Here is a 26,386-nt window from a genome sequence, read left to right as displayed (position 1 = left end):
TCAACCTCCTTCAGCGCATAACATCTGTTTTAAAATCATCCAAAAACATACAAAAAACCATACTAAAATCACATTTCAGTCTAATTGCTAACACTTAAGTTACATGGTATTAATGTCGTCGCTTGTTATATCAATCCGCTTAAATATGGGATTTATTTAACAATTTAAAAAGGATTGGTATAGAGCAACTAAATTTATAACATATCAACAAGGACTTAAGGATGAAGCAATCAACTGCATTTACACCTAGCTTAATTGCAGGTGCTACAATCGCACTTTCAGCAGGTTTTACAACAACAACTTACGCTGCTGAAGAAGCTAAAAAAGTAGAGCGCATTGAAGTAACTGGCTCACGAATCAAACGTTCAGATATCGAAGGACCTTCTCCGGTTCAATCAATCGCAAGAGCTGATATTGAGAACATGGGTTATGACAACCTACAACAACTCCTCGAAAGAATGCCTGTCGCGGGTAGCGGTACTTTCTCAACACGTGGTAACAACCAAGATTCAACTGCAAATGGGTCTGCTGCTGTTAGTTTACGTGGCTTAGGTGCTGATGCTACGCTCGTACTAATCAATGGCCGTCGTGTATCTATTAGTGCATTTGCCGAAGGTATCACAAACTCATTTGTAGATATTAACAGTATCCCAGTTTCTGCCATTGAGCGAATCGATATACTAAAAGATGGTGCTTCAGCTATCTACGGCTCAGACGCAGTGGCGGGTGTGGTAAACGTAATCTTGAAAAAAGACATTGACGGTGTTGAAGTTAATTTGGGCTACGGTGGTACTGATGGTCCCAATTATGAAGAAACAACAGCAAGTTTAGTATGGGGTACTACTAGCGAGAAAAGTAGCGCGTCAGTTATTATCGATTACTTTAAAAATACATCTCTTTCTTCTGATGAAATGGGCAGCTTAGGTACAGCAAATCAATCACCTTATGGTGGTGAAGATTTTCGCTCATCTCGTGGCTTCCCTGGATATTTTTATGTAGACGGTGTTAAAACAATTGATCCGGCTTGTCCTGCTGAAAATGCAACTTCAAGTGGCAGTTGTTTATTTGATTACGGCCCTTACGGTTATATCGCACCAGCGTCTGAACGCGTGGGTGCTATTTCTCAATTTGAATATAACTTTGATAATGGCATTACGGGCTTTTTAGAAATGGCAGTACAGCACAATACGTCTGTTGCGGCCGGAGCCCCTACCCCACTTGATGAAGATGCAGGCTTAACTGTCCCAGCTAGCCACCCTAACAATCCATTTGGTGAAGACATCCAAATTGGTCGTTACCGTACAGTTGATGCTGGCGCACGCCAATGGGATATTGAATCAGATACTCTTCGCTTTGTTGCAGGGCTTAGAGGTGAGTTTAATGATTGGAGTTGGGAAACCGCTGTACAAAAAGGCCGAAGTAAATCTCTGCAAACAGGTGATAGAACACAAGGTTGGGTGCGTACTGATTTCTTACAACAAGAAATTGATGCAGGAAACTACAATCCATTTGGTGGCACATACAACGACCCTGCTGTAATTAATCGTATTACAACAAGCTTAGTGCGTCGTGGTGAGTCTCACATGACTTCCTTTGATGCAAACATTACAGGCGAAGCATTTAGTTTTGGCGATGATGTAGTAATGATGGCTGCAGGTATTGAGTACCGTGAAGAAGACGTTAATGACATTCCTGATGATCAATTTCAACGTGGTTTAATATTTGGCACAGAGTCTGTATCTGCATCTGCAGATCGTGAACAATACGCTGCCTATGTCGAGTTTTCTATCCCTCTTGCTGATAATTTAGAGCTACAACTTGCTGGCCGTTACGATGACTACAGTGACTTCGGTACAACAACAAACCCTAAAGTAGCTCTTCGCTGGGCGCCTACTGATGAAATCACAGTGCGTGGCTCTTGGGCACAAGGCTTTAGAGCGCCTTCTTTGGCACAAGTTGGTTTGGGTCCATCTCAAGAAAGCCAATTCTTTGTAGATACATACCGATGTGAAGCAACGGGCCTTGATTGTGATGCACTTGATTACAACATTGAATTTGCTGGTAACCCTGACCTTGAAGCTGAAGAATCAGAATCATGGAATGTCGGCTTTATTTGGGCGCCTTCTGCTGAGTTTGGTTTAAGTGTCGATGTGTGGAGCATCACTCAAGATAACAAAATTGATGAGCAAGAGTTTGGTCCAATTTATAACTCTGAGTGTAATAACCAAGATAGTACTGTATGTGTACGCTTAACACCTACAGGTGGCGATAGCTTAGGAACAATTCAAAAAATTTACAGCACATTTGAAAACGTTTCTTCGCAAGAAGTATCTGGGGTTGATGTTTCAGCTAACTACAATCACTCACTTGATGACTTAGGTTTATTGAAATTTAATTTAGAATGGGCATACCAAGATAAATTTGAAAAAGATGGCCGCGATTACACCGGTGAGTATGGCTATCCAGAGCACCGCTGGATTTTCTCTACAAACTGGGAAATTGGCGAGTTTAATACAAACGTAAACATCAGTTATGTAGGTGAGTTTGAAGATACCCCGGATATTGATTTTGACGGTAATTTAGACTTTGATAGCAATACATCACGTATGGTTGATTCGCAAACACTGGTAGATTTACAAACATCTTATCGTGTTACTGACTCAACTAAAGTATCGCTAGGTGTAAATAACTTATTTGATGAAGAGCCACCATTTGCAATTGGTGATGGCGACGCTGATCTATACGGTTATGCTTCAGGTGTACACAACCCTAGAGGCCGATACTTTTATACTAAAGTTAGTTTCTCGTTTTAACTTTGCGAGCTTATTTTAAAGTGAGCTAACGCTACAAATAAAAAACCGCCAATTGGCGGTTTTTTTATTTAAAACTAAGGGCTAAATTATAGCTCGCCTTCGTTTTCAGATAAGAACTTAGCAACGCCTTCAGGGCTTGCGTCCATACCTTTTTTACCTTCAGTCCAACCAGCAGGACATACTTCACCGTGCTCAGTGTGGAACGCTAGCGCGTCAACCATGCGAAGCATTTCGTCGATGTTACGACCTAGTGGTAAATCGTTCACTACTTGGTGACGTACGTTACCTTCTTCATCAATTAAGAAAGAACCACGGAACGCAACACCCGCTTCTGGATGCTCAACGTCGTATGCTTTACAAATTTCGTGTTTAACGTCTGCAACTAGTGCGTATTGAACTTTACCAATACCGCCGTCTGCTACAGCAGTGTTACGCCATGCGTTATGTGAGAATTGTGAATCGATAGAAACACCAATTACTTCTACGCCACGCTTTTGAAACTCTTCAAAACGCTTATCAAATGCAATAAGTTCAGAAGGACATACAAACGTGAAATCTAGTGGGTAAAAGAAGATAACTGCTTTTTTACCTTTAATTGTTTCATGAAGGTTATAGCTATCTACAATTTCACCGTTACCAAGAACAGCTGCAGCGGTAAAGTCTGGTGCCTGGCGGCCTACTAATACACCCATTTTATTCTCCAAATATTTTGAGTTTGTTTTCAATTGCTTTCGCAATGCTGGTACTTATATGGGCGCTAAAAATTAAAAACCAATAGCGCATACATATAATTAATTGGAATTCTAAAGTTATTCACTGCAAAAGAACAATCGCATTTAACGATGTGAGCAATCGAAAATAACGAACACTTGCAACTTGCGCTAATATGCTTAAATAATAGGTCTAATTTAAAGTGTAAGTTGCGTTGTAACTAAGTAGAAATTTTAAAAATATCGAAGTGGTTTATACATTAAACTTTTTAGAATTTCATATACGGTGGCGCTAAATTTTACAGATATAAAAAAACCTGCAAATGCAGGTTTCTCGCTTAGACTTAGTCCATTATATCTGAGGGCATATCACCACGGATTTTTTGCCAAATCTCACCCGTTTGATGACCATATTTACGCATCATAGAAATAGCACCATCATGCTCTTTCTTTTCTGCCAAAATGGTTAAATCTTTATAAAACTGACGAGCAAGTTCACGAGTTCCGGCATCAGAGAAGTAATGACAACCAATCTTTGAATAAAAACCTCTAAAGCCGTTAAGTATTAATACATAAATACGGTTATTACCCGCAACGGCTAATTCGTGATGCACTTTATAATCATAGTCAGCAAATGCTTGAGCGGTGTCTTCTAGCTCATTGCTTTGTGATAAAATTTCAATCACGCGTTCAGGATTTAACTTAATTGCAGCACGTGTATAAATAGCACTAATATTAGTACGTGCAGATAAAAGCTGATCTGTCAGCTCTGGCATCTTGTCTTCATCTAAGCGCGCTAATGTTTCAAGAATGTTTAAGCCAGACGTTTCCCAAAAGTTATTTACTTTTGTAGGTTTACCATGCTGAATTGTTAGCCAACCATCACGTGCTAAACGCTGTAATACTTCTCTCAAGGTTGTTCTTGTAACACCAATTAACTCTGAAAGTTCTCGCTCGGCAGGTAAAATTGAACCTGGAGGGAAATCGCCGTTCCAAATGGACTCAACTATATATTCTTCAGCAAATCCTGCTGGGCTTTTCGCTTTAAAAATTCTCATCCAGTTCCCACTCGAATTAATCAACACTCATCGTTTTACACGAATAACTGACTGATTGTACCAGACGAAGCACAACTAACAAGTAAAGTAATATATATTAATAAAGCAAATGGGTAGAAATTTAAAATTAATAAATAATTAAATTTGGGTTTCTCTAATTTAGCTACAATGCATGAATATCTAGAGTAATATTCATTGTAGGTACATTGTTATTATGGAGATATTTTTATTTACGCAGCGCCTGAGCTTAATTAACTTATCCCGCACTTGCCATAAGAAAAAGTACAAAAAAGTACAACCATAAAAAATTCTTTAGATGATGCATCACCTTAGTATAAGTAAGCAATATAGCTGAGCTTATGTATCGATGGGGAAATAATGGAGCGTCATTTAACCTTTGCTAAGGCTGTATTGATTTGTCACTAATTTCATCTTATAAAAAGTGACTTCGGTAGCTTTTTTTTCCTTTTTGTTGCTGCATACTTTATCCTACGTCATAATCTAACGTCCTATTAAAACGCGGAATTTTTATGAACTGGCTTGCACAATTACCTACCCAACGAACCCCGTGGCTTTTATTTACAGCTATCGTTTTTTTACTTGAAGTTACCGCTCTTTTCTTTCAATACAAAATGGGGTTAGCGCCTTGCATAATGTGTATATATCAACGCACTGCAGTATTGGGGTTATTAGGCGCAGGGATTGTAGGCTCGAGTAAACCACAAAATAAAACTGTGCGTATGATAGCGTATGCTATTTGGGGGATATCGAGTGTTTGGGGATACTTAATTGCTCGCGAACATATTGATATGCAAACCACCACAGACCCTTTTGCATTTAGCTGCGAGTTTGAACCAAATTTCCCATCATTTATGCCACTACATGAATGGATACCTAGCTTTTTTCAAGCTACCGGAGATTGTGGAAATATAGATTGGCAGTTTGTTGGCATGAGCATGCCTGCTTGGATGGAAGTGATATTTGGGATTTTCTCACTAACGCTATTTATTATAATTATTGCCCGTTTATTAATTAAAAAGTCGATTTGATATGTTTACATTCTTTTCAAGCCAATTAGACCAGCTTAAGCATTTAAAAGTACGCCAGCGTCAAGACGTAATTGCGCTTGCATTAAGTAAGCTATCGCCAACTGATAAAGTTCTATTGCGTATTATAAAGTTGCTATTACTTAGCCCACTATTTTTAATATTCACTGTATTTAAAGGTTGGATATTAATACCATTTTTGATACTTGGCGGATTGTGCTATCCACTATTAACTACACCTATTGAAATTAACTTTGCTAAAAAGCACTTAAGCGATGCGCTAAAACAATTTAATCAGGGCGCCTAGCACCCTGATTACTTTTTAGAAATATTAAAGTGAAAGTTTCCCCTCTAATTTAGCTAAAAGTTTTTTGCCAATCCCTTTAACTTGCGATAAATCACTAACGCTTTTAAATTCGCCATTTTCTTCACGATAATCCACAATTGCCTGCGCTTTTTTCTTACCTATACCAGGTAACTTAGCAAGCATCTCTGCATCAGCATTATTTATACTAATTGTCTCAGCTTGAGGCATTTGCTTAGTTACTTCTGATAATTGTGCATACGCGGTAGTCGCGGGTAGTAAACATAATAAACTTATGATGAGTAAATTTTTTAACGTTTTCATTAAACTTGCCCTTATTCTTCTTTTCTTAATTTTGAGTATTGCTCAGGAAATCAATAAATAAGGAACTGTAAAGTTCATCACTTAAAGTGTACCTAAACGCATTATCACTATGATCCGAAATCCTGAAAATGCAGCTGGTACAACAAAGTGATTGCTTAACTAAAGTAAAGTTACCGTTTTTTGTCAAATTTAAGACACCTAAAAATTAATACTTCGCGCTTGCAAATTTACTTACAAACCATTACTGTACATAAAAACAGTAATCTAATGGTTTTTTAAAAAACCACGGTGCCAAGCAATTTTGCAGGAGAAATCATGGCTGTTGTTGTTAAATATGTTGTAGAACGAAACGGAGTCGAGCGTATGACGTTTACTACCAAAAAAGAAGCTGATGCTTATGACAAGATGCTCGATATAGCAGAATCACTTGAGCTGATGCTAGAAAAGGTAGACGTACCGCTTAGTGAGCAACAAATTGAATCACTTGCTTTAGAAATAGCGAAAAGCAAAGATGATTTTATGACCATATTAAAAGGTGGCAAAGATCCAGCTGTTACCAAAGCGCCAGCAAAAAGTAAAAAGTCAGATAACGTTGCATCAATTGAAGATAACAACGATAAAAAAGTAAGTTAATTCATAGAATGTTCCCTCCTCGAACGGGACAAACTAAATAAAAAAGGGAGCAACTAAGTTGCTCCCTTTTTTATTATACCAATTCGCTTAATTAAGTGATCTCTTTGAGGGTGGAAAAACGTGTTGATAGCTAGGCAAAAATTCGATATTTAGTTGTACTAAATGAGAATTTTTTAACGCCGGTAGCAACACGTTTAGCCCCGCAAAATGATTAAGTATTATTGCGGATTGGTATTAATTACTACTCACTTTAAAATAAGTAGTAATTGCTAATTAAAGCTCTTTTTCTACTTCATCAAATAAAGCAGTGATGTTTTGCTCTGGCTCTTTTGTTACTAAGCTAACAACAATAATTGCAATACTCGCTAAAATAAAGCCCGGTACTATTTCGTACATAAAGCTACTTAAGCTTTCACCATTGATAGTAAATGGTCCATATATCCAAATTAGCACAGTAAGTGCGCCTACTAACATACCAGCTAACGCACCTGCAAAGTTCATGCGTTTCCAATAAAGGCTAAACAATACAAGAGGTCCAAACGCAGCACCAAAGCCAGCCCACGCATTACTTACTAGGTCTAAAATAGAGCTATCTCTGTCGTAAGCTAAATAAATAGCGAACATAGCAACTACGGCAACACTAATACGGCCAACAGCAACTAGCTCTTTATCACTGGCATCTTTACGTAAGAATGTTTTATAGAAATCTTCTGTTAATGAACTTGAACTAACCAATAATTGAGATGAGATAGTACTCATAATCGCAGCCAAAATTGCAGCAAGTAAAAAGCCAGCAATAAGTGGGTGGAACAGCAACTCAGAAAGAATTAAGAAAATTGTTTCAGGGTCTTCAACTACAATGTTGTTCTCATAAGTATAAGCTGCACCAAATATACCAGTACCAACAGCACCAATGGCAGCAACAATCATCCATGTCATACCAATACGGCGTGCTTTAGGCATATCTTTAACACTACGTACCGACATAAAACGAACAATGATATGTGGTTGGCCAAAATAACCTAAACCCCAGGCCATTGCAGAAATAATACCTAATGCAGAACCTGCACCAATCCAATTAAGCATATCTGGATTTACGCTATGTAAAGTTGATTCTAAAGGTTGTTCAAGCAAAGAGTATGCAACAGTTGGGACTAGAATAAGTGCAATGAACATAATACAACCTTGCACAAAGTCAGTTAAGCTTACAGCTAAAAAGCCACCAAACAAGGTATATAAAACAACTACGCCCGTTGTAATGTATAAACCCATTTCATAAGTTAAACCAAATGAGCTTTCAAACAATTTACCACCAGCGACAACACCTGATGAAGTATAAAGAGTAAAGAAAACAATAATTACCACAGCTGATACAACACGTAATAAATTGGATTTATCATTGAAGCGATTTGAAAAGTAATCTGGGATTGTTATAGAGTCGTTTGCTTTTTCAGTGTAAACACGTAATCTCGGTGCAACTAACAGATAGTTTAACCAAGCACCAATCACCAAGCCAATTGCTATCCATGTACTACTAAAACCAGTAACAAACATCGCACCAGGTAGGCCCATTAAAATCCAGCCACTCATATCAGATGCACCTGCAGACAGTGCAGCTACACTTGGAGATAGATTTCGTCCACCTAACATGTAACCAGATACATCGTCAGTAGATTGCTTATATGCATATAGTCCGATACCTAACATTACAATAAAATATAATGCTAGTGAAATAATCATTCCTGTTTCCAAATTAGCCTCCGCATAATTATTAATAATAGGCTTTAATCCAAATAATGACTCTTAAAATTTTATAGTTAAGACACTATTGGGGTAAAAACCATTCTCGCTGACTATATCATGCTTAATAATAAAATCTCCAACTTGTTGCCCTCACCTGATACAAAAATACTCATGTTGAATAATTTTAAAGCGAATTGGTGAAATATAATAAATTAAATACAAGAAACACCTTAATTTTTAATGATAATTTATTAATCTAGCAAATATACGTAATGCTATTTTGAGTCTTTTGCCATATATTATTACAATAACTAATTAGATTACTCTTACGGAACTGTTTATGTATTTTTACGCTGCACGCCAACCTATTTTAGACAGAGATAAAAAGCTCATCGGATATGAACTTTTATTTCGCGATGGCGTTGATAACGTATTTCCCGATATAGACGGTGACGAGGCAACTACACGACTAATTGAAGGTAGTCAGTTTAATTTCGGCTTAGAAGATTTAACCGACAATAAACCCGCCTATATAAATTTCACCCTAGAAACGCTATCAAAGGGCTACCCAACACTACTGGGCAAAGATACTGTAGTTGTAGAAATCCTTGAAACTGTGCAACCTGGGAAGCGATTATTAGCCATAGTGAAAGATCTAAAAGATAAAGGTTACACTATTGCTCTTGATGACTATATTCATCAGCCTGTTTGGCGCCACTTTTATCCATTTATTGATATTATTAAAATAGACTTTTTAGCATCTGATATAGATACAATAAAAACGGTTCTTAATGATTTAAAACTGCACTCGCATATTAAGTTACTTGCCGAAAAAGTAGAAACCTATGAAATTTACCAACAAGCTCTAGAGCTTGGTTTTGATTATTTCCAAGGATTTTTCTTCTCCAAACCGGAAATGGTACAAAGTAAGGCTCTACCGCCTTCAGAAATGGCATTAGCTGAATTACTTTACGAAACATCAAGCGTTGATATGGATCTTAAAAAAATCACTGATGTGTTTGAGCGTGATGTAAACCTATCTTACAAATTACTTAGGTATTCAAATTCTGCTGCCTTTGCAAGGCGTGCAGAAATAAGTACCATTAAGCAAGCCCTTATAGTGCTTGGTGCTAACGAAATTAAAAAGCTATTATCATTATTATTTGCGGCACAAGTATCAGCAGATAAACCAGTAGAGCTAATTAGGCTATCGCTTACGCGCGCTCGTTTTGGTGAGTTACTCGCTATATCCCATGGACAATTTAAAGATACCGGCATGGCATTTTTAACCGGTATGATGTCTCTTATGGATGCTATTTTAGATGAGAGTATGGAAAGCGTTATGAAAAAGCTTCCACTTTCGAATGACATAAAAGCAGCGTTATTAAACGATGAAGGGTTGCTGGCAAAATATTTAAACTTAGTTAAGTATTATGAACAAGCTAACTGGTCAGCCGCAAACGAATTAACGAAAGAGCTAAACCTAGGTGAAAAAGTTCCTGATGCCTATCATGAAGCACTCACTTGGGTTAATGAGCAAATGCAGTTAGTAGTTAACGAAAAATAAGTAACCCGAACTCTGGTTAAGGTATTTACTAATATATTGAATTATAATGATACTTAAGTTTATTTTTCTCTAGCCAAAGTTCAGATTATATATAAACAGTCAATAAAAACGCCAGCATTTAGCTGGCGTTTTTATCATTGGCTTCAATTATAAACTTTCTAAAAAGTCTTCATCAAAATCAGCTGGCTCTTCTTTTATAGGTGGATTGCCATCGTACAGCTCATAAATTTGACGCTGAAAGTAAATATCTTTTACAAATAAGTACGGATCAAGTGAATCATTTAATAGCCCTTCTTGTGGGATTAATGATGCACGCGCCTCAACTGCTTTTAAAACAAATACTAAAATAGTTTGTGGAGTCGTTAGCGCAACTTCAGGTAATACAAAGTTGTCGACTACATCACCGGTCAGGTTACGTGCTGTTGTTGGCCCCATACCTGGTAGCATTAAATAGGCGCCATCACCTACGCCCCATACACCCAACGTTTGTCCAAAGTCTTCATCGACTATTTCAAGACCTAGTGAGCTTGCAACATCAAAGATACCAAACAGACCGACAGTAGAATTAACTAAAAAGCGTGCTAAGCTCACACTTGCATTACCCGGTTTACCTTGCAAACCCGCATTGATCATATCTACAGGTGCGGTGATATTACCTGTAAAATTAACAATACCGTTTCTTACCGGTACAGGCGTTACTTCAACATAACCTACAGCAACTGGGCGCAATAAATAAGCATCCAGTACATCCATATTAAAGTCATATAATGGACGATTAATACTTTGCAGCGGATCTCTGTCATCTACTTTGCTTTGAGGTACTTGAGCACAGCCGGCTAGTATCAATAAACATAAAAAAGTAAAACTGTGTTTTAACATCTAACGTCCTTAAGGTATTAATGTATCAATTTGAAGTTGGTAGTCACTTACACTTTCACGCTTTAACGCCTGTGAATGACCTTCTAGCTCACCAGAGCTTGGCATAACAGAGTCATCGATAGAAATACGTGCCGAAATAATAATATTTTCTGCACTAGATAAGTTAAGCCCTGCAACCATTGCACTACTATCACTCAACTCAACTGTAATTGGAAATGAATATTTAGTCAGCTTAACAGCAGCCAATGGCATAGGTGAGCCAGTTGCAGCTTTTGCAAATATAAACAAAATACCGTCTTTTGGCTGTTTATCAATAAGCTCTTTTGCAATGTCGACTGTAACTGCAATAGCACCCGTTGTAGTAGTAACTGGCATAACTGAGCCTTCACTTTGCATTTGCTGCTCAATATCAGCAATACGTTCTGAGATCATGTTATAACGTGAATCATTTTTTTCCATGCTCGCCAATAAAACTTCAAATGCAGTTTTAGCTTGCGGCCAATCTTTACGCTCATACGCTATCAGCGCTAGTAACGAAATAGCATCTAAATTAGTAGGCTCAACGTTTAGCACTTTTGAAAGCATACCTGCCGCGCGAGTCATATTAGCTTCGCTACCTTCAAGTAATAAAACCTGACTGTAACTAATAAGAACCTGCATATTATCAGGGTTCATACGTAGTGCTTTATCAAATGACTGTTGCGCCATGTCAAATTCATTAAGCGACATAGCCACTCGACCAAGTAGCATCCAAGCAACTTCATCATCGCCAGAGCGGCTAAGTTTAGTACGAAGCGCCAATGCAAAAGCCTGCAGCTCATTTTGACTAAGCGGCTCACCTTTTTGCATTACAGCACGCTCGCCATAATCAGCTAAATTATCCATTGCATCATGCCAAGCCGAAATTTGCTGCTGACTGCCTGTAAAACTATAAAAAATCCCTGTAAGCGCAAGAACAAATGCACCGCCTGTTAAAGCAAAAATACGGTTATTACCTTTGCTGTTAAGTGATTTCTCTGGTGATAGCTCGTTCAATAAGCGACGTTTTAATTCAACAATTGATTCTGCGTGATTTACGCTATCAATGCGTTGATTATCTAAATCAGTTTGCAAATCGACTAAACGCTGCTCATAAATACTAATTAATTCAGCATTGGCGTTATGAGTAATCGTTTGAACACGCTCTTTTTTTAAAAAAGGTATCATAACAAAGCTAAGAGCAACCAGTGTGAGTAAGGCAAAACACGCCCACATTAAAATCATTTAGCTTTGCTCCTGACGTTTATTTTCATCAATTAGCTTCGCTAGCAGCATTTCATCGTCGCTGCTCCATGTTTGTTTTACTGATGCTTTTCGTTGGCGAATAACAATAAAACCAAAGCCAACAATTACAATTAACACAGGTAGTACCCACAGCACTAAAGTCGCTGGTGTAACAGGTGGGTCGTAATGAACAAAATAGCCAAAGCGGTCAATCATATAATCAATCACTTCGTCTTTGCTTTTACCTTCTTTAACCAATACGAGCACTTTATCGCGCAAGTCTTTAGCAACAACAGCGTCGGAGTCCGCAATGTTTTGATTTTGACACTTAGGGCAACGTAGTTCTTTGGTTAACTCTTCAAACAATATTGCTTGTTTGTTGTTATCAAATTGATAGCGATCTTGCTGTGCAAACGCACCCATGCTTACAAAAAGGCTAAGCGTAAGTAGTAACCACTTCATTATTTAAGCTCCTGCATAATTGGCGCAAATTTAGCTCGCCATACTCGCGGATTTATATCACCGGTGTGATGCAACAAAATAGTGCCTTTTTTATCGACTAAAAAAGTTTCTGGCGCACCCGACACGCCTAAATCCAACGACAAAGTACGGTGTAAATCTAAAATATTAAATTGGTAAGGGTCACCTGCACGTTGCAGCATATCAGTGACTTCGCTGCGAAGTGATTGCATATCAAACGGGCCATCAAAATCAGCGTCGTAACCTTGTACGTAATATAGTCCAATAATTTTAACGCCTTGCTCACGTAACTTAGTTAAATAACCAAGTTCGACTAAACATGTTGGGCACCACGTACCCCATACATTTAATAAGTAAACTTCACCTTTTAACGACTCGTTAGTCCACTGCTTATTGTCTTGCATTAAATCAGGTAAATTAAATGCTGGCATTTCTTGACCTAACCGCCCTGTTTGAATTTCACGAGGGTTGGCAAAAAGACCTTGGTATAAAAATACACACACAAAAGCAAACACTAAAAGCGGAGCAATAGCTAAAATTTTACGGTTCATAAAACACTCTCCGGAACATCTTTACGGGCTGTTTTAGCTGATGTACGGTAACGTTTATCAAACAAAATCATGAAACCCGCTAATGACATAAGCACACCACCAATCCATATCCAGCGTACAAATGGTTTATGATAAATGCGAAGTGACCATGCATCACCACTTAATTGCTCACCTAATGCTAGGTATAAATCACGTTTAAAACCGGCATCTATTGCCGCCTCAGTCATAAACTGCATACCAATGTCATATTTACGTTTTTCGGCGTGTAAACGTGTTACTAGCTCATTATTTTTAAGCACAGATACAACGCCCGCATGACCGCTGTAGTTTGGCCCACGAATAGTTTTAACACCATCAAAGCGATATTCATACTCATTAAGCTGTGCTATTTCACCCGGTTTCATCGATACATCACGCTCTACTGAATAAGCCGAGGTAAGTGTTACGCCCGCAATAATAAATGCAATACCAATATGCCCAAGTACCATAGCCCAGTAACTTACAGTAAAGCGTTTTAAGCCTTCTTTTAAGCTCCCGTGCACAGCTGCTTTGGTGTAAATATCAATCCCTGTTGATATTGCAATCCAAACCGCCAGTGTTGTCGCTAATAACGTAAGTGGTTTTACTAAATCGTAACTTGAGAATAACCAAGCGCAGGTAATCACAACACTTGCTAATACGCCCATTAATATTTTGTTTTGCAAAAAAGCCCACTTGTTTTGCTTCCAACGTAAAAGTGGTCCGATCCCCATCAAAATAGCAAACGGTACTAAAATTATTGCAAACATCTTATTAAAAAACGGTTCGCCAATAGAAATGCTACCTAAGCCCATTTCTTTATGAACCATTGGCAACAATGTACCTAACATAACAATTAATGTAGCAACAACTAAAAATATATTATTGAGCCATAAGGCCACTTCGCGCGATACCAGCTTGTATCGTCCTTCACTGTGAACTTGTGACACACGCATTGCATATAACGCCAAGCCACCACCGACAACGATGCCTAAAAAGGCGAGTATAAATAAGCCTCTATCGGGGTCTGTAGCAAACGCATGTACCGATACAATAATACCCGAGCGTACAATAAACGTACCTAGCAAACTTAAAGAGAATGCTGCAATTGCGAGTAATACGGTCCATGATTTAAATATACCGCGCTTTTCTGTCACACTTAATGAATGCAGTAATGCGGTTGCAACAAGCCAAGGCATAAGCGCTGCGTTTTCTACTGGATCCCAAAACCACCAGCCGCCCCAGCCTAGTTCTGAATACGCCCACCAGCTACCAATAGTAAGACCTAAACCTAAGAACCCCCATGCTGTCATCGTCCACGGGCGTGACCACTTAGCCCATGTGTTATCAAGTTTACCTGTTAACAATGCAGCTATAGCAAAAGAGAAAGCAACCGACAGCCCCACATAACCCATGTACAGTAATGGTGGATGAATAATCATACCTGGATCTTGAAGCAGCGGATTCAAATCACGCCCTTCTACCGGAAAATAAGGAAGCAGACGCTCAAACGGGCTTGAAAGCAGTAAGGTGTACATCATAAAACCTACACCTAAAAAACCAAGTACACCCAGTACGCGAGCACGTAATACCCAAGGTAATGATTTAGAACGCGCTGCTACAGCAGCAGTCCAACCCGCTTGCATTACTAACCATAATAAAATAGCACCTTCATGACCGCCCCACGTAGAGGTGATTTTATAGTACCAAGGCAGCGTACTACTTGAATGATACGCTACGTAAGATACGGTAAAGTCGTCTGTTAAACTTGCATAAATAAGTGCAGCAAAAGAGATTAGTACAAAAGCAAACTGGCCTATTGCTAAAGATGGAGCCGCACGCATTAATCGAAGATTACCAGTATGCGCGCCCCAAAGAGGAAAAATACACAGTAAAACGCTTAGCACCATGGCAAGCGTTAAAGAAAAATAACCAATTTCTGGGATCATAGCTAATTACCACTATCTAAGTTGTATTTTGGTTTTTCGTGCTTAATACCTTTAACTGCCTCTGCAACTTCTGCTGGCATATATTCTTCGTCATGCTTTGCTAGCACTTCAAATGCTTCAATAACATTAGGCTCGACTAATACGCCCTGCGCTACAATGCCTTGCCCCTCACGAAACAAGTCTGGCAATATGCCTTGATAACGCACAGTCACTAATGGACCTGTATCTATTAGCTTAAAGCTTACTTGTAAGCTTTGTTCATTACGCTCAACCGTGCCTGGCACAACCATACCGCCAATACGTAACTTTTGACCTATATGTGGTTTTTCTTTGTTAGGGCCTTTGCCATCAATTAATTCGCTTGGCGTATAAAAAAGATTAATATTTTCTTGCAGTGCATAAAGCACTAAACCAATTGACCCACCAATACCAAACAGTACGGCAATGATTACCAATAGGCGCTTTTTACGTCTTGGATTCATGAGATTTGTTCCTGCTTAGCTTTTTTAATTCGCGCTTCACGTATTATTTGTTGCTCCACTGAAGCCATAATACGTTTGGTGTCTCTCAAAGAGTTCACTAAAATACCGAGTAAAATAAGTGCGCATGTACCAAAAGAAAGCCAGACATAAAATCCATAACCTCCCATTGCAATAAAATCAGAAAAAGAGTCAAACTGCATAATTACCCCTTATTTAACAACGAGCGCACCCACGGTCGATGCTTTTCACGTTGCAAAATTTCATTTTTAAGACGAATTAAAGTCACTGTTCCAACAAAAGCAGCAAAGGCTAAAATATTAACCATAAGAGGCCAAAACATACTTGGATCTATTGCTTTTGTGTCTAGCTTTGTAATGCTTGCACCTTGATGTAACGTATTCCACCACTCAACAGAGTAATGAATAATAGGTAAATTAATTACGCCAACAATTGCTAAAATAGAAGCCGCACGCCCTGCTGACTTCTTATCTTCAAATGCATGGTAAAGCGAAAGCACGCCAAGATATAAAAATAATAAAATAAGCTCAGACGTTAAACGCGCATCCCATACCCACCAAGCACCCCACATAGGTTTGCCCCATGCAGCGCCAGTAATTAGCGCTATAGCAGTAATACATGCACCAACAGGCGCAATAGCAATAACAGCAAGCTCGGCATTTCGTAGTTGCCATACAAGTGCAACAATGGCGGCAATGGCCATTGAGGAGTAAGCCCCCATAGATAAAATGGCAGAAGGCACATGAATAAAGATGATACGGTAGCTGTCTTTTTGTTGGTAATCGGCAGGTGCAAAACCAAGCCCCCATACCCATCCAACAATCATACTAACTACGGTAACTACGGCAAAATAAGGCAGTAACGTATTGCATAACTGGTATGCACGCTCTGCTTTAGCATAGGGATGTAACCACTTCCACATTAACTTACACTCACTTTTAAAGCTGACGATATGGCAATTGGTGCGCTAATAATAGCAATAAGTAACATTGCACCAAGGATGGCAAGCTGCCCACTATAATCCAGCGACATTGTACTGGTATCGATAGCCGACGTTGCAAAAATCAAAACAGGAATATACAAAGGCAGTACGAGTAAACTCATCAAAATACCTCCTTTTTGTAGCCCCACAGTAAGCCCAGCTCCTATTGCGCCAATAAAGCTCAATAATGGTGTGCCTAATAATAATGTTAAAACGGTTGCTGTTAACGCCGTACTTTCTAGGTTTAACAACAACGCAAACAACGGTGTCATTAATACAAGCGGTAAACCTGTTACCACCCAATGAGCAGCCACTTTAGCAAGTACGGTTAGCGATAATGGATAAGAGGATGCAATTAACTGCTCCAACGAGCCATCGTTAAAATCATCCCTAAACAACTTATCTAAACCCAACATGGTAGAGAGTAATGCGGCAACCCAAATAATACCTGGCGCCATTCTCGCAAGTAGACCGGGCTCAGGCCCTATTGCTAACGGAAATAATGAAATTACAATTAAGAAGAATAAAATAGGATTTACAATTTCGGCGCGCTGGCGAAACGCAAGTTTTACATCTTTGGTAAATACCGCACTAAATAGCAACCAATAAGAGTGTTGACGAGTCATTAGTGGCGATACTCCAGTGTAACTGTTTGTAAGTTACTAAAGTGGGTCGTTAAGTCTTGGTGAGTCGTTAATAAAATAGCACCACCGCTTTGTAAGTGTTCAGTAAATCGCTGCTGTAAAAAGGCGACACCGCTTTTATCAAGCGCGGTAAATGGCTCATCAAGTACCCATAATTTAGCATCACTTAACCAAAGCCTAACAAGCGCTACACGTCTTTGTTGTCCAGCAGATAGCATTCTAACGGGTACATCTTCAAGTCCAACAAGGCCAAGTTGCGCTAAAATAGGATATAAATCAGGCTCATTTATGTAGCCATTAATTTGTAACCAGTGGCGAACATTTTCAACTGCACTAAGCTGAGTACTTACACCTGTTTTATGCCCTATAAAAAGCAGCTCTCTGGCATACTCTTCATAGTACTTAGATATAGGTTGATCTTGGAACAGAACAGACCCTTCATCAGGCACAGAATAGCCAGCAATAATACGCAATAGCGATGTTTTACCAGCCCCATTAGGACCCGCTAATTGCATGATTTGACCGCTATTAAGGCTAAAATTAAGATCCGCAAACAAACAACGATCTTGCTTGATGCAGGTGACGGACTTAATGTGTAACAAGATGACGATTCTCTCTGCCAAAAATTAGGCGTTAGTCTACCATAATGATAGGGTAATACGAATATTGCTTTATAATCGATTAACAAAAACTTGATTTAAAATAATGAATACACCAACGCAAATAACATTATCTAACTCATTGGTTATCAATCAATCTGCTCACAGCCAGACCAATGAGTTACCACAGTTACCTAGTGAGGTACTTGCGGCTAAAAACATCCAATTTTCGAAAGACTCGATTACGCTTGATGTATTTATTGATAAGCATTGGCAAACATTAAGGCTTGGCACTACAAGCGCACCACAAAACCTGCAAAAAATAGTCAGTGCTAACATACAAATCAGCCCTGATGGTAAGCAGCTCAACATCTCGCCAAACAGTACAACCCTTACTTTAAATCAGCCAGTACAATTGCAGCGCTTGTTAAATTATGTAAGCACGGGCACTGAGGTACAAAGCCAACCAATGGATGTACAAGTTGCTGTATCCCCTTCTCCCAAGTTAGTTATTGATAAACTCAACGCAAGTATTGCCATAAATAAAGACGTAGCCCAGTTACTTACAACAGAACAGCCTTTAAAAGTAGTTGTTAGTACGACTAATAAAGGCGCACAGATTAATATTATTAACCGCTTTGCTGATACGGTTCACTCGCAACCACTTAGCCAAACTAAACTTACTAATTTACTCGCGGCCTTATTACCCAGTGCGCAGCTTCAAGTAACACCAAAACTGGCTATTTTAACTCATCCTCAAAAGTCAGGTTCATTTACAACACCTATTACCAATCAACAACTTGCCGAACTACCTAATACACCTATTAAAGTAAATTTAGTAAACCAGGCAGATAAATTATTTATTAAAACCGATACAAACAATATAAAAGTAACGCTTAACAACTCATTCTCTAAACCATTTAACGAGTTACTTTTAGCGCAAAAAAGCAATGCACCTGAAGTAGCCGTTTCTGCGAGTAATATTAAAGTAAATCCATTATTAACCCTAAATAGCCCAATAAAATCGTGGCTACAAAATAGTTTTAGTGATTTAAAAACGCGAATTAATGATGCGGTTAAATATTTTGAAAATAAACCTTTTGCTACAACAAGTAAATCTGAGCTAACGCAGCTATCAACTTCGCCCGCGCAACAAAAAACGTCTTTAGCTATACAACTGAGTGAATCACCGCTAAATAGAGTTAACATTACTCAAAGTGTAAGTACTGCGTTAAATAACAATACGAGTAATATTTTGCCAGAGCATTTTTCAAGGCTCCCGCCTATTGTACAATTAACGCAACTAGTAAAAGGAAGTGTTAGTGTTTGGCAAACACCTACAAACACAGCAACGTACACGCCAATAACAAATAACTCTACTCCAGGTGAAGTGGCGAGCGCTAAGCCAAGTGATTTAAAAGTAAGCCAATTAAGCTCCCTTATTACTAGTGAAAACAGTAAATCGAACACCTTGCTTAACCCTACCAATGAAGTAGTCACTAAGGGACTTACCACCTCCTCAGCACAGCTTGCAATAAACGATAATAATCAAAACAACACTAGCACAGTGAACACTAAAAGCATTACCTTGTTAACTGAGCCGTTATCTAATGCGCCCTCTCGTAGTCAAATGCTACAACCAATAGAAGCAAAACTATTAAGTACATTATTAAAGCTTCCTGATGCCACAACCCCTACAGATAGGCTGGCTTACAATAAACAGCTTTTAAGCAGTCAAATTACTGATATTACAAATAAGGCAACAAAAGACACCCCTGATTTAACTCGCTTAATTAATCAAGCATTTAACCGTATGGTTTCTAGTAATAACATAAACCCTGCAACCATACAGCGTGAGATACTTGCTACTTTACAGCCCACTCAACTAGCGGGTGATATGCTGCAAAGTAGTTTCACTAAAGGGCTTGAACAGGTGGCTGTGAGTATTTTAGCTGCGCCTCTGATTAGCCAATCAGTAACGCCTATCAGTTTTAATAATCAAACTGGTTTAGATGCTCTCTTACAAGTACTTATACCTACTTTTAAAATGTGTAACACGGGAGCAAAAATGCTTGAACAGCTTCAACAAGTTCAAGTACAAGCTTTGGCCAGCGAAATCGTACACGTTAAAAACACACTTACCCAAGTAAGTGTCTCAACACCAAATCAACAGCCAGACACAAACCCGCTTGCACAATTTTTATTACCGATGAGATTACCTCCAGAAGCAGCCCAAACAGAAATAACACTTGGACAGTATAAAAAGCCAAGCGCCGGTAAATTAGAAGATAAAAATGTATGGTTTGTCAGATTAAACTTTGATTATGCCCAACTTGGGCAGCTACAAATTACTGCAGAGTTAATGGATAAAGCACTCGATTGTCAGCTATTAGCCTCGAGCCAAGAAGTAAGTGCAATTGCTCACCCCCACTTAGATAATTTGAGATCAAAACTAGCTAAACATGGCTTACAAGTTGGCGAGCTAAACTTAAAGCGAGGCGATGCCAACAATCAGGCATTCTATAAATCTCACGCAATTATTAATATTAAGGTTTAGCTATGAGTGAAACATCGATTAATAAATCAGCCATTGGGCTTTTGTACGAAGCTGGTAACACACCCACAGTAAGTGTTAAGGGGTTTGGTGAATTAGCTGATGAAATAATTGCAGCGGCTAAACTAAAAGGAATTATGATCCACGAAGATGCAGCACTTGCTAAAACGTTGTCGCATTTAGAGTTAGGAGAAGAAATTCCTAAAGAGCTTTATTATGTTATTGCAGAGCTTATTGCGTTTTCGTATGTATTAAGGGGTCAATTTCCGCCAGGTTGGCAGGATTTTCAAGGTAAGTTAAATATTAAGGCTTGAGCCAGTTTATCCGCACATAAAAAAAGGCGCTAAGCACCTTTTTGTTTATGTAATGAAAATAGCAATTCGGCTTCTGCTCGTGGTAGTTCGCACTCGCGTATTACTTCATCAAGGTCTGCACCTAACTCAACCATTTTTACAGCACGAGAGTAAATTTTAGCATCAGGGTCATCGTATTTTTGCGCCGCTTGCTGTTGCATTAAATCTTGGTTTTGTTGTTCAACTTCAAGCACTCGCTTACCAATACTTAAGAGCCCGGTTCTAATCTCCGAAATTTCACTGCGCAAAATATGAGTCTGCTCAGAGCTATCTTTAAGCTGCTGCGATACAGCATTAATTTCATTCGCGTGTTTATTTTTTAATGCAATAATTAACGCCAGCGATATAAGTCCTACCGCTAACGCTGATATAGCTATACTAAGTAACACCATAATTTATTTGGTAAAGCTTATATATCGCTTAACTCATCCCATTCGTCATCACTGAGTAACTTATTTAAATCAACCAAAATCAGTAATTCATTATCGCGGTTACAAACACCTTGAATAAACTTAGCGCTTTCTTCAGTACCAACATTTGGCGCACTGTCGATTTCAGAGCTGCGCAAGTAAACCACTTCCGATACGCTGTCGGCTAAAATACCAATAACTTGCTCTTCTGCTTCAATAATTAAGATGCGAGAGTTGTCAGTTGCATCAGCAGCTAGCAAACCAAAACGTGCGCGAGTATCAATAACGGTAACAACGTTGCCGCGCAAGTTAATAATACCAATCACATATGAAGGTGCACCTGGTACAGGAGCTATCTCTGTATAACGAAGTATTTCTTGTACTTGCATTACATTTACGCCGTAGGTTTCTTCCTCTAGCTTAAACGTAACCCACTGTAAAATTTCATCGTTATTATCCGCGTTTTTATTTGCTGACAGTAATTTATCTTGATTCATGCTATTACCCCGTAATGGTCATTACTACTGACGGCTATCTAAGCCTTTCTCTAATAATATATTTAAATTATCTACGTCTATCAAAGCACACATTTTTTCTTTTATAACGCCAGCAAGCCATGGGCGCTTGCTTTTATTTGTACGCCATTTTACATCTTCTTTACTCAATGTAATGTTATTTATCAACTTTTCAGCTAATAAACCCCACTGGCTATCACCTAGTGTAATCAAATATTGATAATCTAAAGATGCCTCTAATTTATCATCATATTTTTCTGGCATAACCCAACGCGCAGTATCAACAACATTGAGCTTTTCTTCTCTGTTGAGCATAACGCCTTTAAACCATTTCGGCTTACCAAACAAATGATTTACTTCACCTAATTGATGTATTCCACCAAGTGCTTTTAATGGCACAGCCAAGGTCAAGCCAGCAACTTCAAAAAACAGTGCCTGAAATTCACCATCAAAATAGTCTGATTGGCTAGTAGTTACAATCTCCAGCTCTGGCTTTTCTATAGTAGTAATTGCAGGTGCTATTACTTCCTCGTCAACCACTTCATTAACTTTTTCAGTTTCAAACGCTGGCTCAGCTATTGGCTCAATTTCAACATTGAGCAAGTCATTATCAAATGTACTCTCTGCTGCTTTTAATTGTTCTTTAGGTTTTGAATGAATATGCTGTTGTGAATCATCTGGGATTTGCTCAAGTAATTTTGCAACTGGCTCAAGGTTATCTACAGGCTCATCTTCACATAACAAAGCCCCGAGGTATTGTTTCATTACTTTTTCATTAGCAAACAATTGCTTACTCATTCATTAACCTTGTTCAATTAAATATTCTAGCAGTGCTTTATATGCGTATACACCGCGCGAGCGAGGACAATACTCTACAGGTACTTTTTGTGCAAAGCTTGCATCTCTAAATTTGGTATCCACCGGTATCACACCTGGCCAAACTTTATCACCATATGTACTTTGCAATGTTTTGTATGCTTCTAACGATGCTTTGGTACGTTTGTCGTACATGGTAGGAATTATAGTATATTGATAATCTTTTGCTTGAGAGGATTGCATCAAATCCATAGTACGCATCATTCTATCAAGCCCTTTGAGTGCTAAAAACTCCGTTTGCACTGGCACTAAAATTCGCTCACCTGCTGCAAGCGCATTGACCATTAACACCCCTAAAACTGGAGGGCAATCTAAAATGGCATAATCGTAATGTTCGCTAATTTTTGCAAGCGCTTTTTTTAGTATTAACCCCATCCCTGTTTTATTACCCATACTTCGGTCAAGCGTAGCTATTGCCATAGTCGCAGGTAAAATATCCAGGTTTTGAAGTGTTGATGGACACAAAGCTTGGAGTATCTCTTCACTTTGCATACTTGTACCACGGGCAAAGATATCGTACACACTGACTTCTAAATCCTCTGAGTCAATGCCAAAGTAATAAGTGAGTGACGCATGAGGGTCTGTATCTATAAGCAACACACGTTTACCTTGTAATGCCAAAATACCGGCAAGGCTCACTGCGGTTGTTGTTTTACCAACCCCTCCTTTTTGATTAGCGACAGTCCAAATCTTCACATTACATCCTAATTACTGTTCATTGCGCGTTGTTATGCGAATACCACCATGAGGCAAACGAATTATTTTTATTGTATCGTCATCTGAAGGAAGTTCAATTTCAGGTTCAATCACTGCAGGCTCATCAGCTTGCCCGTCACTTTTAACCTCTTGTTTTGGCGGTAATCCATACTTAGAAAGTGCGATAACAACTTTACGATTTTCTGCGCGCCCTTGTTCTGTATCGTTACTTGCAAAAGGTGAATATTGGCCATAACCTTCTATCGCCATTCTAGCTGAATTAATGCCTAATGCTTCCAGCTCTACTAAAATTGACGTGGCTCTAGCTACCGACAGTTCCCAATTTGAGCGAAATATTTCATTGCGAATACTTTCATCATCAGTATAACCTCGTACTCTTACATAGTTATCTACTGGTGCAATAATATCTTTAACAATCTTGACGACCTGTTTTGCTCGAGAGTGTGCAACTGAACTACCACTTGAAAATAACATACCTGAGCTTAGCTCTATAATCAGCCAATCTTGGTTAAGCTCTAAACTGGCTTCTCCATCACGGATTTCATCAATAAGCGCTGACTGTAATTTAATTAATAAACTATCAAGAGGTTTGCCTAAATACTTTTGCTGGATGTTGCTTGTATCACTTTGGCCGTCGAGTAGCTCAGGACCTTGCTCTTCTTTTAATATACTTTCGCCATAAAGAACTTCTTGTTCAGGTGTCACTCTATCTGTCAATATTCCATTACCGTTGACACCTTCACCTTGCTGGGAGTATTGGCGAGCTGACTTATCAAAAACCTGTTCAAGGGAATCTGACAATATTTGGAATTGTTCTTCTTTATTAATCGCTATCGCATACAGAACCACAAAAAAAGCAAACATAATAGTCATGTAATCGGCATACGATACAAGCCAACGTTCGGTATGTTGACTTTTAGCAGCAGAGTGACGAAGTCGTCGGCGTAACATGTTATTCGTCCACTAAATTAGGGCGCTCTACACGATAGGCTTCAAGCTTTAATTCTATATTTACTGGGCTTTCACCTATGCTTATTGCAATAACGCCTTCAGCAAGCATTTCATGGTAAAGCATTTTTTGCTCTACACGCTGTTTTAACTTATTTGCCATAGGTAAAAACAATAAATTAGCTAAACCAACACCATAAATGGTCGCAATAAATGCCGTAGCAACGCCGGCGCCAAGCATTTGTGGATCGGTAATAAACGACATTGCCTGTATTAAGCCCAGCACCGCACCTAAAATACCAATGGTAGGGCTGTAACCCCCCATTGCTTCATAAACACGCGCGGCTTCAAGCAAACGATCGCGCTCTAGCAGTAAATCAATTTCAAGCGTGTCACGTAGTTTTTGCTCTGAGCAGCCATCGACAAGTAAGCTTAAACCTTTTGCTGCATACGCATCTGGGTGAGCTAAGGCTTCATTCTCAAGCGCTAAGTAACCTTCTTGACGTGCTTTATGAGACCATCGTTTAACTTGCTCTATTGCGTCTTCAATATCGTATTGTGGTGCAACAAAAACCCACGAGCTCATATTTAGCATTTTTTTGAATGTGCTAGCAGAGGTTTGCAACATAACAGCGCCAAGCGTGCCACCAAGTACAATAATAAGCGCAGGGCCATTAAATAAAGCTGAAACAACACCGCCTTCTAAAGAATAACCTAAACCTATTGCACTAAGTGCTACCAATAGTCCAAATATTGAGAGTTTATCCACAACCTACCTCTCTCATTATACGTGCTGCAACATCGCTCAATGCTAAGCTTTCACTTGAAAGCCCCGCATTAGCAATTGCTTGGGGCATTCCATAAACGACACAGCTTTTCTCATCCTGTGCCCAAATAGTTGCCCCCGTTTGTTTTAACATTCTTGCACCATCACGACCATCAGCGCCCATGCCTGTTAAAACAATAGCAAGTACATCACCTTGGTACGTTTTAGCTGCACTAGCAAACGTTACATCTACGCTTGGTTTATAACTTATTCTCTCGCTATGATCTTCAAATACGCGCAGCGTTCTATTTGCTCCACGCCCCTCTACCATCATCTGCTGTCCGCCAGGCGCTAAATAAGCAGTTCCTGGTTGTAAGCGATCGCCTTGTTGTGCTTCTTTCACTTTTATTTGGCACAAACCGTTTAAGCGCGCTGCAAACGCAGGTGTAAATGCAGCGGGCATGTGCTGAATAAGTAAAATAGGGTGAGGAAAATTAGCAGGCAATTGAGTCAATATAGTTTGCAGAGCAACAGGACCACCTGTAGAAGTACCAATAGCTAAAAGTTGATATTGTTTTCCACTTGCTCGCATTGAGGCAACATTTGAACTTGTCGATGCAGCAGGCGCAGCTCTTTGAAAGCTTCTATCAGGCTGCTTGATTTGAGTTGTTGACGTGCTTGCTCTTTGCGAAAGTGAACTTGTTGGTTTAGTTGAAATGACTGGTTTAGCTGGTGTTGCCGCTCTAAATGTTCGCGGTAAACGTCTTCGCCCTATATCTTTTACTTTACTTTGCAAAAGCTTAATTGCATCTTCATTATTGCGCGCAATATCTTCAAATTTTTTCGGTAAAAAATCCATTGCGCCAGCATCTAACGCATCAAACGTTGCTGTTGCACCATCACGTGTAAGTGATGAAAACATTAAGATAGGAGTTGGGTTACTCGCCATTATCTCTTTAACTGCGCTAATACCATCAAGCACTGGCATTTCGACATCCATGGTGATCATGTCAGGACGCAATTGAGCTGCTTTCTCAACAGCCTCTCTGCCATTAACAGCAAAGCCTATAACTTGTATATCGCTATCTTGCTCAAGGATTTCGCTTACTCTACGGCGAAAAAAGCTTGAATCATCAACAACTAAAACTTTAACGGCCATTTAGCTCTCTTATTAAATTTATGCG

At 39.0% G+C, this 26,386-nt stretch carries 28 protein-coding genes; 7 read left to right on the top strand and 21 right to left on the bottom strand.

The genetic code is table 11. The annotated features are described in order from the left end of the window. Nucleotides 1–221: 221 nt before the first annotated feature. Complete coding sequence (locus H5087_RS13210) at nucleotides 222–2,813, top strand: TonB-dependent receptor (protein ID WP_182672322.1); 2,592 nt, start codon at nucleotides 222–224, stop codon at nucleotides 2,811–2,813. Between the two features lie 86 nt (nucleotides 2,814–2,899). Here the strand turns inward: H5087_RS13210 and H5087_RS13205 are convergent, their stop codons facing one another. Continuing rightward, entirely contained in the window at nucleotides 2,900–3,505 is a 606-nt protein-coding gene (locus tag H5087_RS13205; RefSeq protein ID WP_007378637.1) for a peroxiredoxin, read from the bottom strand. Nucleotides 3,506–3,867: 362 nt separating this feature from the next. Beyond that, nucleotides 3,868–4,581, bottom strand: a complete 714-nt coding sequence (fadR, locus tag H5087_RS13200) for a fatty acid metabolism transcriptional regulator FadR (RefSeq protein WP_182672321.1) — start codon at nucleotides 4,579–4,581, stop codon at nucleotides 3,868–3,870. A 530-nt stretch (nucleotides 4,582–5,111) separates the two neighbouring features. Here fadR and dsbB point away from each other — a divergent pair. Continuing rightward, the gene (gene dsbB / locus H5087_RS13195) at nucleotides 5,112–5,630 is read left to right on the top strand and encodes a disulfide bond formation protein DsbB (protein WP_182672320.1); all 519 of its coding nucleotides are present in this window, start codon (nucleotides 5,112–5,114) and stop codon (nucleotides 5,628–5,630) included. 1 nt (nucleotide 5,631) lies between these two features. Next, nucleotides 5,632–5,934 carry a DUF6170 family protein gene (locus tag H5087_RS13190; RefSeq protein ID WP_039484549.1) on the top strand — a complete coding sequence of 101 codons (303 nt, stop codon included), beginning with the start codon at nucleotides 5,632–5,634 and terminating at the stop codon, nucleotides 5,932–5,934. 24 nt (nucleotides 5,935–5,958) lie between these two features. Here the strand turns inward: H5087_RS13190 and H5087_RS13185 are convergent, their stop codons facing one another. Beyond that, on the bottom strand, nucleotides 5,959–6,255 hold the full coding sequence (locus H5087_RS13185) for a helix-hairpin-helix domain-containing protein (RefSeq protein WP_165723515.1): 297 nt from the start codon (nucleotides 6,253–6,255) through the stop codon (nucleotides 5,959–5,961). 315 nt (nucleotides 6,256–6,570) lie between these two features. On the opposite strand from H5087_RS13185, the gene H5087_RS13180 reads away from it, so the two are divergent. Beyond that, entirely contained in the window at nucleotides 6,571–6,888 is a 318-nt protein-coding gene (locus tag H5087_RS13180; protein ID WP_004335683.1) for a YebG family protein, read from the top strand. A 273-nt stretch (nucleotides 6,889–7,161) separates the two neighbouring features. Here H5087_RS13180 and putP read toward each other — a convergent pair whose 3' ends face one another. After that, nucleotides 7,162–8,640 (bottom strand): sodium/proline symporter PutP, encoded by a 1,479-nt coding sequence (gene putP / locus H5087_RS13175; protein WP_182672319.1) that lies wholly within the window; start codon nucleotides 8,638–8,640, stop codon nucleotides 7,162–7,164. Between the two features lie 331 nt (nucleotides 8,641–8,971). Here putP and H5087_RS13170 point away from each other — a divergent pair, with 331 nt between their 5' ends. Further along, entirely contained in the window at nucleotides 8,972–10,198 is a 1,227-nt protein-coding gene (locus H5087_RS13170) for an EAL and HDOD domain-containing protein (protein WP_182672318.1), read from the top strand. A 147-nt stretch (nucleotides 10,199–10,345) separates the two neighbouring features. Here the strand turns inward: H5087_RS13170 and H5087_RS13165 are convergent, their stop codons facing one another. Genes H5087_RS13165 through ccmA form a run of 10 tightly spaced genes read right to left on the bottom strand, consistent with a single transcriptional unit; the run spans nucleotide 10,346 to nucleotide 18,066 of the window. After that, nucleotides 10,346–11,077 carry a VacJ family lipoprotein gene (locus H5087_RS13165; protein WP_002959276.1) on the bottom strand — a complete coding sequence of 244 codons (732 nt, stop codon included), beginning with the start codon at nucleotides 11,075–11,077 and terminating at the stop codon, nucleotides 10,346–10,348. Nucleotides 11,078–11,086: 9 nt separating this feature from the next. Continuing rightward, complete coding sequence (gene ccmI / locus H5087_RS13160) at nucleotides 11,087–12,340, bottom strand: c-type cytochrome biogenesis protein CcmI (RefSeq protein ID WP_024595353.1); 1,254 nt, start codon at nucleotides 12,338–12,340, stop codon at nucleotides 11,087–11,089. Beyond that, a complete protein-coding gene (locus tag H5087_RS13155) occupies nucleotides 12,341–12,802 on the bottom strand; it encodes a cytochrome c-type biogenesis protein (RefSeq protein ID WP_182672317.1) in 462 nt (153 codons plus the stop codon). It lies immediately after the preceding gene. Continuing rightward, entirely contained in the window at nucleotides 12,802–13,371 is a 570-nt protein-coding gene (locus H5087_RS13150; RefSeq protein ID WP_138488719.1) for a redoxin family protein, read from the bottom strand. The genes H5087_RS13155 and H5087_RS13150 overlap by 1 nt, the downstream gene beginning before the upstream one ends. Next, on the bottom strand, nucleotides 13,368–15,338 hold the full coding sequence (locus tag H5087_RS13145) for a heme lyase CcmF/NrfE family subunit (protein WP_182672316.1): 1,971 nt from the start codon (nucleotides 15,336–15,338) through the stop codon (nucleotides 13,368–13,370). Before H5087_RS13145 ends, H5087_RS13150 begins: the two co-directional genes overlap by 4 nt. Nucleotides 15,339–15,340: 2 nt before the next feature. Further along, on the bottom strand, nucleotides 15,341–15,820 hold the full coding sequence (gene ccmE, locus H5087_RS13140) for a cytochrome c maturation protein CcmE (protein WP_002959283.1): 480 nt from the start codon (nucleotides 15,818–15,820) through the stop codon (nucleotides 15,341–15,343). Then, the gene (ccmD, locus tag H5087_RS13135; RefSeq protein WP_002959284.1) at nucleotides 15,817–16,020 is read right to left on the bottom strand and encodes a heme exporter protein CcmD; all 204 of its coding nucleotides are present in this window, start codon (nucleotides 16,018–16,020) and stop codon (nucleotides 15,817–15,819) included. The genes ccmE and ccmD overlap by 4 nt, the downstream gene beginning before the upstream one ends. A gap of 2 nt (nucleotides 16,021–16,022) precedes the next feature. After that, a complete protein-coding gene (locus H5087_RS13130; RefSeq protein ID WP_002959285.1) occupies nucleotides 16,023–16,760 on the bottom strand; it encodes a heme ABC transporter permease in 738 nt (245 codons plus the stop codon). Further along, nucleotides 16,760–17,446: a heme exporter protein CcmB gene (ccmB, locus tag H5087_RS13125; protein WP_002959286.1), complete on the bottom strand. Its 687-nt coding sequence runs from the start codon at nucleotides 17,444–17,446 to the stop codon at nucleotides 16,760–16,762. Before ccmB ends, H5087_RS13130 begins: the two co-directional genes overlap by 1 nt. After that, nucleotides 17,446–18,066, bottom strand: coding sequence for a cytochrome c biogenesis heme-transporting ATPase CcmA (gene ccmA, locus H5087_RS13120; RefSeq protein WP_182672315.1), 621 nt, complete (start codon nucleotides 18,064–18,066; stop codon nucleotides 17,446–17,448). The genes ccmB and ccmA overlap by 1 nt, the downstream gene beginning before the upstream one ends. A gap of 103 nt (nucleotides 18,067–18,169) precedes the next feature. On the opposite strand from ccmA, the gene H5087_RS13115 reads away from it, so the two are divergent. Together H5087_RS13115 and H5087_RS13110 are read left to right on the top strand one after the other, a co-directional pair. After that, nucleotides 18,170–20,620: a flagellar hook-length control protein FliK gene (locus H5087_RS13115; RefSeq protein WP_182672314.1), complete on the top strand. Its 2,451-nt coding sequence runs from the start codon at nucleotides 18,170–18,172 to the stop codon at nucleotides 20,618–20,620. A 2-nt stretch (nucleotides 20,621–20,622) separates the two neighbouring features. Further along, nucleotides 20,623–20,931, top strand: coding sequence for an EscU/YscU/HrcU family type III secretion system export apparatus switch protein (locus tag H5087_RS13110; protein ID WP_182672313.1), 309 nt, complete (start codon nucleotides 20,623–20,625; stop codon nucleotides 20,929–20,931). 29 nt (nucleotides 20,932–20,960) lie between these two features. On the opposite strand, the gene H5087_RS13105 is transcribed toward H5087_RS13110, so the two are convergent. From H5087_RS13105 to H5087_RS13075, 7 genes are read right to left on the bottom strand one after another with little or no spacing between them, the layout of a single operon-like run. Further along, nucleotides 20,961–21,362, bottom strand: a complete 402-nt coding sequence (locus tag H5087_RS13105) for a DUF2802 domain-containing protein (RefSeq protein ID WP_024595394.1) — start codon at nucleotides 21,360–21,362, stop codon at nucleotides 20,961–20,963. A 17-nt stretch (nucleotides 21,363–21,379) separates the two neighbouring features. Further along, on the bottom strand, nucleotides 21,380–21,877 hold the full coding sequence (locus tag H5087_RS13100; RefSeq protein WP_002959294.1) for a chemotaxis protein CheW: 498 nt from the start codon (nucleotides 21,875–21,877) through the stop codon (nucleotides 21,380–21,382). A gap of 24 nt (nucleotides 21,878–21,901) precedes the next feature. Beyond that, complete coding sequence (locus H5087_RS13095; protein WP_024595393.1) at nucleotides 21,902–22,693, bottom strand: chemotaxis protein CheW; 792 nt, start codon at nucleotides 22,691–22,693, stop codon at nucleotides 21,902–21,904. Between the two features lie 3 nt (nucleotides 22,694–22,696). Beyond that, complete coding sequence (locus tag H5087_RS13090) at nucleotides 22,697–23,467, bottom strand: ParA family protein (RefSeq protein ID WP_182672312.1); 771 nt, start codon at nucleotides 23,465–23,467, stop codon at nucleotides 22,697–22,699. 12 nt (nucleotides 23,468–23,479) lie between these two features. Beyond that, a complete protein-coding gene (locus tag H5087_RS13085; RefSeq protein WP_024595392.1) occupies nucleotides 23,480–24,439 on the bottom strand; it encodes a flagellar motor protein MotB in 960 nt (319 codons plus the stop codon). Between the two features lies 1 nt (nucleotide 24,440). Further along, nucleotides 24,441–25,205: a flagellar motor protein gene (locus tag H5087_RS13080; protein ID WP_024606204.1), complete on the bottom strand. Its 765-nt coding sequence runs from the start codon at nucleotides 25,203–25,205 to the stop codon at nucleotides 24,441–24,443. Beyond that, the gene (locus H5087_RS13075) at nucleotides 25,198–26,361 is read right to left on the bottom strand and encodes a chemotaxis response regulator protein-glutamate methylesterase (protein ID WP_182672311.1); all 1,164 of its coding nucleotides are present in this window, start codon (nucleotides 26,359–26,361) and stop codon (nucleotides 25,198–25,200) included. The genes H5087_RS13080 and H5087_RS13075 overlap by 8 nt, the downstream gene beginning before the upstream one ends. Between the last annotated feature and the right edge of the window lie 25 nt (nucleotides 26,362–26,386).

Origin of the sequence: Pseudoalteromonas sp. SR43-7 (assembly GCF_014163785.1) — a bacterium.
GTDB classification, from domain to species: Bacteria; Pseudomonadota; Gammaproteobacteria; order Enterobacterales; family Alteromonadaceae; genus Pseudoalteromonas; species Pseudoalteromonas distincta.
Note: the sequence above shows the minus strand (reverse complement) of the source record. Positions and strands in the feature narration are given on the sequence as shown.